Source organism: Streptomyces sp. NPDC054770, from assembly GCF_053611985.1.
Map to the genome: position 1 here is coordinate 1 of NZ_JBSHBL010000112.1, position 13,091 is coordinate 13,091.

The following is a 13,091-nucleotide window of genomic DNA, read 5'->3' on the forward strand; positions in this document are numbered from 1 at the left end:
AGTCGGGTGGTGGGTGGGCATAGGGCCCGGGGGTCCAGGGGGCGGAGCCCCCTGGTGGGGTCGAAGGGGCGAAGCCCCTTCACGGCACCCCGTCAACGCCCGTTGAACGCGTCCTTCAGCCGGCTGAACAGCCCTTGCTGACCGGGCTGGAACTGCCCCGTCGGCCGCTCCTCCCCACGCAGCTTCGCCAGCTCCCTCAGCAGCCTCTCCTGCTCCGGGTCCAACTTGGTCGGCGTCGTCACCTCGACATGCACGATCAGGTCACCCCGGCCACCACCCCGCAGATGCGTGACCCCCCGCCCGTGCAGCGGAATCGACTGCCCGGACTGCGTACCCGGCCGGATGTCGACCTCCTCCAGCCCGTCCAGCGTCTCCAGCGGCACCTTCGTACCGAGCGACGCCGCCGTCATCGGAATCGTCACCGTGCAGTGCAGATCGTCCCCGCGCCGCTGGAACGTGGAGTGCGGCAGCTCATGGATCTCGACGTACAGGTCACCGGCCGGACCGCCACCCGGCCCGACCTCGCCCTCACCGGCGAGCTGGATCCGCGTGCCGTTGTCGACACCCGCAGGGATCTTCACGGTCAGCGTCCGTCGCGACCGCACCCGCCCGTCGCCCGCGCACTCGGGGCACGGCGTCGGCACGACCGTCCCGAACCCCTGGCACTGCGGACACGGCCGCGAGGTCATGACCTGCCCGAGGAAGGACCGCGTCACCTGCGAGACCTCACCACGGCCCCGGCACATGTCACACGTCTGGGCGGACGTGCCCGGCGCCGCGCCCTCACCGTTACAGGTGTTGCAGACGATCGCCGTGTCGACCTGGATGTCCTTGGTCGTACCGAAGGCCGCCTCGTCGAGCTCGACCTCGATCCGGATCATCGCGTCCTGGCCGCGCCGCGTACGCGACCTCGGCCCGCGCTGGGACGCCGTACCGAAGAACGCGTCCATGATGTCGGAGAAGTTCCCGAAGCCACCGGCCCCGAAGCCCCCGGCCCCCGCGCCGCCGCTCTGCGAGAGCGGATCGCCGCCGAGGTCGTAGACCTGCTTCTTCTGCGGGTCCGACAGCACCTCGTAAGCGGCGTTGATCTCCTTGAACCGCTCCTGGGTCTTCGGATCCGGGTTGACGTCCGGGTGCAGCTCGCGCGCGAGCCGACGGAAGGCCTTCTTGATCTCTTCCTGCGACGCGTCGCGGCGCACGCCGAGAACGGCGTAGTAGTCCGTGGCCACTTACGACTCCGCCAGGATCTGTCCGACGTACCGTGCCACCGCTCGTACCGCTCCCATCGTTCCCGGGTAATCCATGCGGGTCGGTCCGACCACGCCGAGTTTGGCGACTGCCTCGCCGCCCGAACCGTAGCCGACCGACACCACGGACGTTGAGTTGAGTCCCTCGTAGGCGTTCTCGTGACCGATGCGTACGGTCATGCCCGAATCCCCCGCCTCGCCCAGGAGTTTGAGGAGAACGACATGTTCCTCCAGGGCCTCCAGGACGGGCCGGATCATGAGGGGAAAGTCATGCCCGAAGCGGGTGAGATTGGCGGTGCCGCCGATCATCAGCCGCTCCTCGTTCTCCTCGACGAGTGTCTCCAGCAGGGTGGAGAGCACCGCCGAGACCGCGCCGCGGTCCTCGACCTCGAAGGCTTCCGGCAGATCCTCCACCAGCCGGGGCACGTCCGAGAACCGGCGCCCCGCGACCCGGCTGTTCAGCCGCGCCCGCAGATCCGCCAGAGACGTCTCCCCGAAGGGCGCCGGGCAGTCGACCATCCGCTGCTCGACCCGCCCGGTGTCGGTGATCAGCACCAGCATCAGCCGGGCCGGAGCCAGCGACAGCAGTTCCACATGCCGCACGGTCGACCGCGTCAGCGACGGATACTGCACGACCGCCACCTGCCGCGTCAGCTGCGCCAGCAGCCGGACGGTCCGCGCCACCACGTCGTCGAGATCGACGGCGCCGTCGAGGAAGTTCTGGATGGCCCGCCGCTCGGGCGCGCTCATCGGTTTGACACCGGCCAGCTTGTCGACGAACAGCCGGTAGCCCTTGTCGGTGGGGATCCGCCCCGCGCTGGTGTGCGGCTGGGCGATGTATCCCTCGTCCTCCAGGGCGGCCATGTCGTTGCGCACGGTCGCCGGGGAGACCCCGAGGTTGTGCCGCTCGGTCAGCGCCTTCGAACCCACCGGTTCCTCGGTGCCGACATAGTCCTGGACGATGGCGCGCAACACCTGAAGCCTGCGTTCACTCAGCATCTCTCGCGCCACACCTCCAGAAAGTCGTCCCCGTGGCCTTTCGGGTCCTTCGGGTCTTTCGTCTGGCACTCGGCGAACGCGAGTGCCAGCATCCCCGGCCCAGTGTACGGCCGTGGGGTACTGACTGGGCAAGGTCGGTCAGGACCCATGGCGTTCTACGGCTAGCGTCGCGGCATGACGGTGACTTGGGAAGAGCTGGGCTGGGAGCAGCTGGCCGAGGGGGTCGGCCGGTGCCGGCTGCCGGGCTGGGACTGCACGGCGGGTCTGGTCCTGGGCGTGGGCACGGCCCTGATGGTGGACGCCGGGTCGAGCCTGGCGGAGGGCGCACGGTTGCGCGCGGAGGCGCAGGCGCTGGCCGACCGCCGTGTGACCCATCTCGCGTTCACCCATCCGCACTTCGACCACGTCTTCGGGGCGGCCGCCTTCGCGGGCGCGGACCTGTACGCGGCGGTGGGCACGGACGCCGTCTTCGCCCTCGACCGGGAGGAACTGCGTCTGGACGCGATCCGCAACGGTCTGCCGGCGCCGGAGGCCGAGGAGGCGGCGGACGCCCTCCCGCTCCCCCGCCACCTGGTCTCCGGCGAGTGGACCCTCGACCTCGGCGACGGCCGCCAGGCCCTGCTGGCGAATGTGGGCCCCGGCCACACCCCCCACGATCTCGCGGTCCTGGTCCCCGGCGACCCGGAGGTGGTGTTCTGCGGCGACCTGGTGGAGGAGTCCGGCGACCCGCAGGCCGGCCCCGACGCCGTACCGTCCCGGTGGCCCGCGGCCCTGGACCGCCTGCTCGCCCTGGGCGGCGATCGCGCCCGGTACGTGCCCGGTCACGGAGCGGTGGTGGACGCGGCCTTCGTACGGGCGCAACGCGACGCCCTGGCGGCCCGCTTCGGCGTGTCGTAGGCACACCGGATCGGCTTCTCCTATCGTCATCCGAATGCGCCAGTACTCCGCCGACCTCACCCCGCCGTGGAAGAAGCCGAAGCCGGTGCCCGAGGTGGCCGCCGAACCCGGTCTGGTGGTCGAGGAGCCCGGTACCGGTTTCTGCGGCGCGGTGATCCGCTGCGAGGCGGGCACGGTCACCCTGGAGGACCGCTTCGGCAAGCACCGCGTCTTCCCGCTGGAGCCGCGCGGCTTCCTCCTGGAGGGCCGGGCCGTCACCCTCGTACGCCCCGCGTCCGCGGGGCCGGTGCGCCCCTCCCGTACCGCCTCCGGTTCGGTCGCCGTCCCCGGCGCACGCGCGCGTGTCGCCCGCGCGGGCCGCATCTACGTGGAGGGCCGGCACGACGCGGAACTGGTCGAGAAGGTCTGGGGCGACGACCTGCGCATCGAGGGCGTGGTGGTGGAGTACCTGGAGGGCGTCGACGACCTCCCCGCCATCGTCGCCGAGTTCGCCCCCGGACCCGACGCCCGCCTAGGCGTCCTCGTCGACCACCTGCTCCCCGGCACCAAGGAGTGGCGCATCGCCCAGTCGGTCACCAGCGACCACGCCCTGGTCGTCGGCCACCCGTACATCGACATCTGGGAGGCGGTGAAGCCGTCGTCCCTGGGCATCGAGGCGTGGCCCCGCGTCCCGCACGGGCAGGACTGGAAGACGGGGGTGTGCCGCGCGCTGGGCTGGCCGTCGGAGAACACGGGCGCGGTGTGGCAGGCGATCCTGGCGCGGGTGGGCTCTTACAAGGACCTGGAGCCGGAGCTGCTGGGGCGGGTGGAGGAGCTGATCGACTTTGTCACGGGAGCCGGTGACGCCTGACCCCGGTGAGAGTCCCGAATTCGCTCGTGTCCAGCTCGGCGCCGAGCAATTCGAGCAGCACCGGATCGCCGAACTTCGTAATCCACTGACCTCGGTAGTCGGCTTGGTCTCCTTCACCCACGGGGTCGGACAGCAAGACGCAGTGCGCCATGATCGGATCGATGATCAGGTAAGCAGGGATTTTGCCTGCCGCATAGATGGACCGCTTGATCCCGTAGTACCGGTCGACGCTCGTCTTCGAGACCACCTCGACCACCAAGGTGACCGATTGGGACGGCACCAGATTGCCTGAGGCTGGAGCCACCCCCCGTTCCAGCACCACTAGGTCCGGAATAGGCTCACTGGCCTCATCAATGATGTCCAGATCCGTCGTCTGGAGACGTTCCCAGCGCTTGCGCGGGATCTGGTCCTGCACTTCCGTCACGATCCGGTTGTGCACCAGGTCGGGAGCGGCCATCATCACGATTTCCCCCGGAGGAGCTCAACCTTGATGCCCTCGGGAGGCTCGAACCCCTCGAAGAACTTGGTCATCCCGCGCTCGTCCACAGCGGTCATCTCCGTGGCCCTCCGGTTTCTGCCGCCGTCAACTACGGCAGCAGCGTACGAAGCAGATTACGGACCGAACCGGCGTTCCGCACCGATCCACTCCCCCGAGTGATCAGTCCACCAGATCCCGCACCACCGCATCCGCCAGCAACCGCCCCCGCAACGTCAGCACGGCCCGCCCCTCCTCGTACGGCCCGACTTCCAGCAGCCCCTCCCCCAGCGCCCGCCGCGAGGCCTTCAGCCCCTCCTCCTTCAAAAGCCCCAGCGGCACCCCCTCCCGCAGCCGCAGCTCCAGCAGGATCCGCTCCACCCGCCGGTCCTCGTCCGACAGGACCTCCCGCCCGGCCCCCGGCGACCGCCCGGACGCCAGCGCCGCCGCGTACGCCCCCGGGTGTTTCACGTTCCACCAGCGCACGCCCCCCACATGCGAGTGCGCGCCCGGCCCGGCACCCCACCAGTCCGCGCCCCGCCAGTACAGCTCGTTGTGCAGGCAGCGGCCCGCCTCGGAGGTGGCCCAGTTCGACACCTCGTACCAGTCGAAACCCGCCCCCGCCAGCACCGAGTCGGCGATCAGGTAGCGGTCGGCGTGGACGTCGTCGTCGGTCATCGGGACCTCGCCGCGGCGGATCCGGCGGGCCAGCTGGGTGCCCTCCTCGACGATCAGCGCGTACGCCGACACGTGGTCGGGACCGGCCCCGATCGCCGCGTCCAGGGAGGCCCGCCAGTCGTCGTCGGACTCGCCCGGGGTGCCGTAGATCAGGTCGAGGTTCACGTGCTCGAAGCCGGCCGCGCGGGCCTCGGCGACGCATGCCTCGGGGCGCCCGGGGGTGTGCGTCCGGTCGAGCACCCGCAGCACGTGCTGCCGGGCGCTCTGCATGCCGAAGGAGATCCGGTTGAAGCCGCCCTCCCGCAGCGCCGCAAGATACGCGGGGTCGACGGACTCCGGGTTCGCCTCCGTCGTGACCTCCGCGTCGGCCGCGAGCCCGAACTCGTCACGGATCGCGTGCAGCATCCGTACCAGATCGGCGGCGGCCAGCAGCGTCGGCGTACCGCCGCCCACGAACACCGTGCGCACCTCGCGCGGGTCGTCACCGAGGACCTTCCGCGCCAGCCTGATCTCGTCGATCAACGTGTCCGCGTAGTTGTCGCGGGAGGCGAGGACACCGCCGGTGCCGCGCAGCTCGGTCGCCGTGTACGTGTTGAAGTCGCAGTAGCCGCAGCGGGTCGCGCAGTAGGGGACGTGCAGGTAGAACCCGAGGGGGCGGGCGGCAGCACCGGCGAGCGCGGACGCGGGGAGCGTGCCGTCGTCGGGGACGGGCTCGCCGTCGGGAAGTGCGGAAGGCATGTCCCCCATTGTCCCGTACCGATTTCTTGTACGGCCTCGGTCACTCCGCCTGGAGCACCAGCAGCGCCAGGTCGTCCTCCGGCTGTCCGCCGCCGAACTCGTGGACGAGCCGCCTGATGCGTTCGGCGATCAGGTCGGCGCTGAGCCCCGCGCAGCCGGCGAACGCCCGCGCGAGCCCGTCGCCGTCGTCGAACTGGCGGCTGCCGGAGCGGCGCTCGGTGACCCCGTCGGTCACGCACAGCAGGCTGTCGCCGGGCCCGAGCTCGATCGTCTCGCTGGTGTACGTCTCGTCCTCGACGACCCCGAGGAGGGTCTGCGGGTGGGCGGCGGTACGGACCTCCCCGTCCGGGCCGAGGACCAGCGGCAGCGGGTGCCCCGCGGAGGCGAGGGTGCAGCGGATGCCGCCGCCGTCGAGGGGCGCGAGTTCGCCGTACAGGAGGGAGAGAAACCGGGTCTGCGGGCCGTCTCCGGGCGGCATCGTGCGGCCGCCGGCGGCGACCAGGGCGCGGGCGGCGGCGTCGGCGGCCTCGGTGGCGTCGTCGAGGAGGAGCTGGTTGAGCCGGTCGAGGACGTCGGCGACCCGGTAGCCCTCGCGGGCGAGGAGCCGCAGCCAGGGCCGGGCCAGGCCGATCACGACGGCGGCCTCGGGGCCCTTGCCCTGGACGTCGCCGACCGCGAAGCACCAGCGGCCGTCACCGGCCGGGAAGAGGTCGTAGAAGTCGCCGCTGGGGCCGCCCTTGTCGCAGGGCTCGTAGACGAGCGCGCTGCGCACGCCCGGGATCTCCGCGACCGCGCCGGGCAGCAGCCCGCGCTGGAGTACGGCGCTGATGGTGGCCTGGCGGGCGTACTGGCGGGCCGCGCCGATGGCCAGGGCGACCCGGCGGCCGAAGTCCTCCACCAGGCCGGTGATCTCGTCGGGGATGCCGTCCGGGCCGCTGCGGCCGATGACGAGCGTGCCGAGCGGACGGCCGCCCGCGATCAGCCGGTAGGCGAGCGCCGAGCCGAGAGCGCCCTGCCCGCCGAGCGCCGAGCCGGGCCAGGGATACGGCTCGGGCCCGGACCGTAAGCCGCCCGTCGCGCACGGCGGGTCCTTCTCCAGGGCGCGGCGCAGCTCCTCGATGCGGTTCTCGCTGCCGTGCCAGACCCGGGCCAGCCGCGGGCCGCCGGCACCGGCCTGGTCGCCCCAGCCGCCCCCGCGCCCGGTCGCCTCGTCCTCCAGCCACACCGCGCACCAGTCGGCGAGCCGGGGCACGATCAGCTGACCGGTGAGCGCGGCCACCAGGTTCTCGTCGAGCTGCCCGGCGAGCAGGTCGGAGGCCTCGGCGAGGAAGGACAACGCGCCCCGGTTGAGCCAGTCCCGGTCGCGCTCGGGCCGATGGGAGCATCCCCCGAGCTCCCTTCCGCCCTCCCCCGCGGCCGCGTGCTGGGGCGGCTCGGGGGCGAGGATCTCGGCGACCTTCAGCTGCTGCTCGTCGGGGAGCGTGCCGCCGCGGCCCGTCAGCCGCGCCCACACCGACTTCGCGCCGGTGCGGTAGGTCACCCCCCAGCACTCGGCGAGCGAGGCGACCAGCCGCAGCCCGCGCCCGAACTCCGGTGTCTCGTACGGCGTCTCACCCGGGTGGTCGCGGGGCGCGCGGGAGGGATGGTGATCGGTGACCTCGACGACGAACGCCGTCTCCTCCCCGTTCTCCAGCCACCAGTCGACCTCGACCTCCGTGCCGGCGTGCACGACGGCGTTGGTGACGAGTTCGCTGACGACGACCATGGCGTCCTCCGCGACCCGCTGATGTTCCGGGCGGAGAAGTCCGCGGTCGGTCCACTCGTCCAGGCAGGAGCGCACCAGGGCGCGGGCGGAACCGGGCGCGAGGGGACTTCCGGGCAGGGTCGCGCGCCCCTGCGCCCGCGGGCCCGCGGTGTCGTGCGCGGGCGCCGCGTCGTGCGCAGGCGCCTCCCGGACCCGGGAGACGGTCTCCCGTTGCGTGGGTATGGCCCCCATGTCCAGCTCCCCGAGCAGTTCGGACGAATACATCCCGATCGATGCGGACAGAGTGACAGACTGACTGCGCCCATAAGCGCCGAGTTACCGAAGTGGGCCGCCATGAGTGAGAACAGTGCTACGCGTGTGCTCGAAGACGGACAGAAAACGGAACAACTCCGAGCATCCGAACCGCACACTCCGCTCGCGGTGCCGCGCACCGCCCACGACGCCGAACGGACGGGGCGATGACAAGGACGACGAAGCCGTTCGATCCGCGGGCGCCGCGGGCGAAGGTCAACGTCTTCCTGGAACTGCACCGGAAGAACCGGCAGTTGCAGGAGTTGCCGGCGCGTGAACAGGCGGACTTCGGCGAGTCGAGCAAGCGGCTGGCGGTGCCGGAGGACAGGCTGTCCGAAGAACCTCTCGACGTAGCAACGCTAAGAGATGAAGCCAGGAGAATCCGGCGACTGTTAAGCAGGGCTGAGCGGTCAAACCAAAGGGGCGCGGGGAACTGAGCGACCAGTCCCCACGCCCCGCACCCGACGACGAACCCCTAGGCCTCCCGGGTCCCGGCGTACATCTCGTCAATGAGGTGCTTGTACTCCCGCTCCACGACCGGCCTCTTCAGCTTCAGACTCGGCGTGATCTCCCCGTGCTCCACGTCCAGATCCCGCGGCAGCAGCCGGAACTTCTTGATGGTCTGCCACCGTTGCAGCCCTTCGTTGAGCTGCTTGACGTATCCGTCGACCATCTCGACGGTCACCGGCGCGGCCACCACCTCGGCGTAGGACCTGCCGTCCAGGCCGTTCTCCTTGGCCCATTCCAGGATCGCGACCTCGTCGAGGGCGATCAGCGCGGTGCAGAAGTTCCGGTCGGCACCGTGCACGAGGATGTTGGAGACGTAGGGGCAGACCGCCTTGAACTGTCCCTCGACCTCGGCGGGCGCGATGTACTTGCCGCCGGACGTCTTGATGAGGTCCTTCTTGCGGTCGGTGATCCGCAGGTAGCCGTCGGGGGACAGTTCGCCGATGTCACCGGTGTGGAACCAGCCGTCGGCCTCCAGCACCTCCGCCGTCTTCTCGGGCAGCCCGTGGTAGCCCTGCATGATGCCGGGGCCGCGGAGCAGGATCTCCCCGTCGTCGGCGATCCGCACCTCGCAGCCGGGCAGCGGCTTGCCGACCGTACCGGTGCGGTAGGCCTCGCCGGGGTTCACGAAGGACGCGGCGGAGGACTCCGTCAGTCCGTAGCCCTCCAGGATGTGCACGCCGGCGCCGGCGAAGAAGTAGCCGATCTCGGGCGCCAGCGCGGCCGACCCGGAGACGCAGGCCCGCAGCCGCCCGCCGAAGGCCTCGCGCAGTTTGGCGTAGACGAGTCCGTCGGCGACCTTGTGCTTGGCGGCGAGCCCGAACGGCGCGGTCGCGGCCCCGGTGCGGCGGAAGTTGTCCTGGGTGACCTTGGCGTACTCGCGGGCGACGTCCGCCGCCCACTGGAAGATCTTGTACTTGGCGGCGCCGCCCGCGCGGGCCTTCGCCGCCACCCCGTTGTAGACCTTCTCGAAGATGCGCGGCACGGCTGCCATGTACGTCGGCTGCACGACCGGAAGATTTTCGATGATCTTGTCGACGCGGCCGTCGACGGCGGTGACATGGCCGACCTCGATCTGCCCGGAGGTGAGCACCTTGCCGAAGACGTGGGCGAGCGGCAGCCACAGGTACTGCACGTCCTCGCCGCTGATCAGCCCGGTCGCGGCGATCGCCTTCGCCATGTACGACCAGTTGTCCTGGGGCAGCCGTACGCCCTTGGGGCGGCCGGTGGTGCCGGAGGTGTAGATGAGGGTGGCGAGCTGGTCCTTGGTGATCGCGCCGACCCGCTCCTTGATCAGCTCGGGGTGCTTCTCCAGGTACTTGGCGCCGCGCTGTTCCAGTTCGGCGAGGGTGATGACCCAGTCGTCGGTCTCGACGCCGGCCGGGTCGATGACGACGACCTGGGTGAGCTCGGGCAGTTCGGCGCGCTTCTCGACGGCCTTGGCGACCTGTGCCGCGTCCTCCGCGATCAGTACGCGGCTCTCGGAGTCGGAGAGGATGAACGCCGATTCCTCGGCGTTGGTCTGCGGATAGACGGTCGTGGTGGCCGCGCCGGCGCACAGGATGCCGAGGTCGGCGAGGATCCACTCGACACGGGTGGAGGCGGCGAGGGCGACCCGCTGCTCGGGCTCGATGCCGAGTTCGATGAGACCGGCCGCGATCGCGTAGACCCGCTCGGCCGCCTGCGCCCAGCTGAGCGACTTCCAGTCGTCGGGGCCCTGACCGGAGGCCGCGGGCACCGGGTAGCGGTAGGCCTCGGCGTCCGGTGTGGCCGCCACGCGATCCAGGAAGAGGGCCGCCACGGACGGCGGTCGGTTCTCGATCAGTGTCTGTGTGTCGGTCACGACATCCTCCGGGGCCCGCGACGGTGCGGCTGGCTCAGTGCGGCTGGGGTTTACTCACGGTGGGGTTCGCGCTGGTCGTTCTGGTTGTTTAACTCGCGAGTAACTATCGAGCAGGGATCAGAGTAAGCCGCGACCGGCCTGTACGTAAGAGGCATCGGCCTGTCTGTTTCGCCGCATGTTCCACGCAGAGCGACGCTACGCACGCGTAGGGGTCCGCCGCACTTTCGTACAGCGGACCCCTGTTGTACCCGATTTGCGGCCACGGCCGATTGTTACCCGCGGTTACTTCTTGCTCTTGGCCGATCCCGCGCTGTCATCGCTGGAGAGCACCGCGATGAAGGCCTCCTGCGGAACCTCCACGGAACCCACCATCTTCATCCGCTTCTTGCCTTCCTTCTGCTTCTCCAGCAGCTTCCGCTTCCGGGAGATGTCACCGCCGTAGCACTTGGCGAGGACGTCCTTGCGGATGGCACGGATGGTCTCGCGGGCGATCACCCGGGAGCCGATGGCGGCCTGGATGGGCACCTCGAAGGCCTGCCGCGGAATCAGCTCGCGCAGCTTGGCGACGAGCCGCACGCCGTACGCGTAGGCCGCGTCCTTGTGGGTGATCGCCGAGAACGCGTCGACCTTGTCGCCGTGCAGCAGGATGTCGACCTTGACCAGGCTGGAGGTCTGCTCACCGGTGGGCTCGTAGTCCAGCGAGGCGTAGCCGCGGGTCTTCGACTTCAACTGGTCGAAGAAGTCGAAGACGATCTCCGCGAGGGGCAGCGTGTACCGGATCTCGACCCGGTCCTCGGACAGGTAGTCCATCCCGAGCAGGGTGCCGCGCCGGGTCTGGCACAGCTCCATGATCGAGCCGATGAACTCGGTCGGCGCGAGGATCGTGGCCCGTACGACGGGCTCGTACACCTCGTTGATCTTCCCCTCGGGGAACTCGCTCGGGTTGGTGACCGTGAACTCGGTCCGGTCCTCCATGACCACGCGGTAGACCACGTTCGGCGCGGTGGCGATCAGGTCGAGCCCGAACTCGCGCTCCAGCCGCTCCCGGATCACGTCCAGGTGCAGCAGGCCGAGGAAGCCGACACGGAAACCGAAGCCGAGCGCGGCGGAGGTCTCCGGCTCGTAGACGAGCGCGGCGTCGTTGAGCTGGAGCTTGTCGAGGGCCTCGCGCAGCTCGGGGTAGTCGGAGCCGTCCAGGGGATACAGACCGGAGAAGACCATCGGCTTCGGGTCCTTGTAGCCGCCGAGAGCCTCGGTGGCGCCCTTGGACTGGCTGGTGACGGTGTCACCGACCTTGGACTGCCGGACGTCCTTCACACCCGTGATCAGATAACCCACCTCGCCGACGCCGAGTCCGTCGGCGGACAGCATCTCCGGCGAGTTGGTGCCGATCTCCAGCAGTTCGTGGGTGGCGCCCGTCGACATCATCTTGATGCGCTCACGCTTGTTGAGCTGGCCGTCGATGACACGGACGTACGTGACGACACCGCGGTAGGAGTCGTAGACCGAGTCGAAGATCATGGCACGCGCGGGCGCGTCGGCGACGCCGACCGGCGCCGGGATCTCCTTGACGACCTTGTTCAGCAGCGCGTCGACGCCGAGGCCGGTCTTGGCGGAGACCCGCAGCACGTCGTCCGGGTCGCAGCCGACCAGGTTCGCCAGTTCCTCGGCGAACTTCTCCGGCTGCGCGGCCGGCAGGTCGATCTTGTTGAGCACGGGGATGATCGTGAGGTCGTTCTCCATCGCCAGGTAGAGGTTGGCGAGGGTCTGCGCCTCGATGCCCTGGGCGGCGTCGACGAGGAGGACGGTCCCCTCGCAGGCCGCCAGCGACCGCGAGACCTCGTAGGTGAAGTCGACGTGCCCCGGGGTGTCGATCATGTTGAGGATGTGCGTGCTGCCCTGGTCCGGGCCCTCCGTCGGGGCCCAGGGCAGACGCACCGCCTGGGACTTGATCGTGATGCCGCGCTCGCGCTCGATGTCCATCCGGTCGAGGTACTGAGCACGCATCTGCCGCTGCTCGACCACACCGGTCAGCTGGAGCATCCGGTCGGCGAGAGTGGACTTGCCGTGGTCGATGTGCGCGATGATGCAGAAATTGCGGATCAGAGCCGGGGCGGTACGGCTCGGCTCGGGCACATTGTTAGGGGTCGCGGGCACGCAGGGTCCTGTCTCTTGAGGCGCCTTATGCCTCGGGTCGGATCGATACGTAGTCTCCATGGTCCCATGACGGGGGACCGGCGACCGGTTTGGGCCGTGGTCCGGGTCGCTGGTAACGTGGGCAGCTGTGTCTCATGCCCTCTCAGCGCGAGGCACATCTTCAAGAAATCATCGGTACGGGACCTTCGCGGCCCCGTACCAGAACCTGAAAAGGCTCTTTCGTGGCGAACATCAAGTCCCAGATCAAGCGGATCAAGACCAACGAGAAGGCTCGGCAGCGCAACAAGGCCGTCAAGTCCTCCCTGAAGACCGCGGTCCGCAAGGCCCGTGAGGCTGCTGCCGCGGGTGACGTCGAGAAGGCCACCGAGCTGCAGCGCGCTGCCGCGCGTGCGCTCGACAAGGCCGTCTCGAAGGGCGTCATCCACAAGAACCAGGCCGCCAACAAGAAGTCGGCGCTTGCTTCCAAGGTTGCTTCCCTCAAGGGCTGAACACTTGATTTGACGCCGGAAGGACCCGGGCGGGCCCTCTCTCATCCGCCCCCGGACGGCACCCGAGGATCGACGCGCGGCCTGCGTTCGCCACGCGGGCGTCGATCGACAGCTTGAACCGAAGGCCCCGGCACCTCGCCCTTCCCCAGGGCGGGC

At 69.9% G+C, this 13,091-nt stretch carries 10 protein-coding genes and 1 pseudogene; 4 read left to right on the forward strand and 7 right to left on the reverse strand.

Going from position 1 to position 13,091, the window contains the following annotated elements:
* Window positions 1-92: 92 nt before the first annotated feature.
* Window positions 93-1,229: a molecular chaperone DnaJ gene (gene dnaJ / locus ACWGKQ_RS47650; RefSeq protein ID WP_217549614.1), complete on the reverse strand. Its 1,137-nt coding sequence runs from the start codon at window positions 1,227-1,229 to the stop codon at window positions 93-95.
* Complete coding sequence (gene hrcA / locus ACWGKQ_RS47655) at window positions 1,230-2,246, reverse strand: heat-inducible transcriptional repressor HrcA (protein ID WP_361299638.1); 1,017 nt, start codon at window positions 2,244-2,246, stop codon at window positions 1,230-1,232.
* Between the two features lie 174 nt (window positions 2,247-2,420).
* On the opposite strand from hrcA, the gene ACWGKQ_RS47660 reads away from it, so the two are divergent.
* Both ACWGKQ_RS47660 and ACWGKQ_RS47665 read left to right on the forward strand, forming a co-directional pair.
* The gene (locus ACWGKQ_RS47660) at window positions 2,421-3,143 is read left to right on the forward strand and encodes an MBL fold metallo-hydrolase (protein WP_453298367.1); all 723 of its coding nucleotides are present in this window, start codon (window positions 2,421-2,423) and stop codon (window positions 3,141-3,143) included.
* Between the two features lie 34 nt (window positions 3,144-3,177).
* Window positions 3,178-3,993 (forward strand): DUF3097 domain-containing protein, encoded by an 816-nt coding sequence (locus ACWGKQ_RS47665; protein ID WP_453298368.1) that lies wholly within the window; start codon window positions 3,178-3,180, stop codon window positions 3,991-3,993.
* On the opposite strand, the pseudogene ACWGKQ_RS47670 reads toward ACWGKQ_RS47665, so the two are convergent.
* The 3 genes and pseudogenes from ACWGKQ_RS47670 to ACWGKQ_RS47680 form a co-directional block, all read right to left on the reverse strand.
* Window positions 3,971-4,548, reverse strand: a pseudogene (locus tag ACWGKQ_RS47670) (Uma2 family endonuclease). The gene ACWGKQ_RS47665 and the pseudogene ACWGKQ_RS47670 overlap by 23 nt on opposite strands.
* 103 nt (window positions 4,549-4,651) lie before the next feature.
* Window positions 4,652-5,884 (reverse strand): radical SAM family heme chaperone HemW, encoded by a 1,233-nt coding sequence (hemW, locus tag ACWGKQ_RS47675; RefSeq protein ID WP_453298369.1) that lies wholly within the window; start codon window positions 5,882-5,884, stop codon window positions 4,652-4,654.
* Between the two features lie 40 nt (window positions 5,885-5,924).
* Window positions 5,925-7,880, reverse strand: a complete 1,956-nt coding sequence (locus tag ACWGKQ_RS47680) for a SpoIIE family protein phosphatase (protein WP_453298370.1) — start codon at window positions 7,878-7,880, stop codon at window positions 5,925-5,927.
* Between the two features lie 227 nt (window positions 7,881-8,107).
* Here ACWGKQ_RS47680 and ACWGKQ_RS47685 point away from each other — a divergent pair, with 227 nt between their 5' ends.
* Window positions 8,108-8,377 carry a hypothetical protein gene (locus ACWGKQ_RS47685; protein WP_453298371.1) on the forward strand — a complete coding sequence of 90 codons (270 nt, stop codon included), beginning with the start codon at window positions 8,108-8,110 and terminating at the stop codon, window positions 8,375-8,377.
* 38 nt (window positions 8,378-8,415) lie between these two features.
* On the opposite strand, the gene ACWGKQ_RS47690 is transcribed toward ACWGKQ_RS47685, so the two are convergent.
* A complete protein-coding gene (locus ACWGKQ_RS47690) occupies window positions 8,416-10,290 on the reverse strand; it encodes an AMP-dependent synthetase/ligase (RefSeq protein ID WP_453298372.1) in 1,875 nt (624 codons plus the stop codon).
* Between the two features lie 282 nt (window positions 10,291-10,572).
* A complete protein-coding gene (lepA, locus tag ACWGKQ_RS47695) occupies window positions 10,573-12,447 on the reverse strand; it encodes a translation elongation factor 4 (RefSeq protein WP_453298373.1) in 1,875 nt (624 codons plus the stop codon).
* Window positions 12,448-12,668: 221 nt separating this feature from the next.
* Here lepA and rpsT point away from each other — a divergent pair, with 221 nt between their 5' ends.
* Window positions 12,669-12,935 carry a 30S ribosomal protein S20 gene (gene rpsT, locus ACWGKQ_RS47700; protein ID WP_453298374.1) on the forward strand — a complete coding sequence of 89 codons (267 nt, stop codon included), beginning with the start codon at window positions 12,669-12,671 and terminating at the stop codon, window positions 12,933-12,935.
* The last annotated feature ends 156 nt before the right edge of the window (window positions 12,936-13,091 follow it).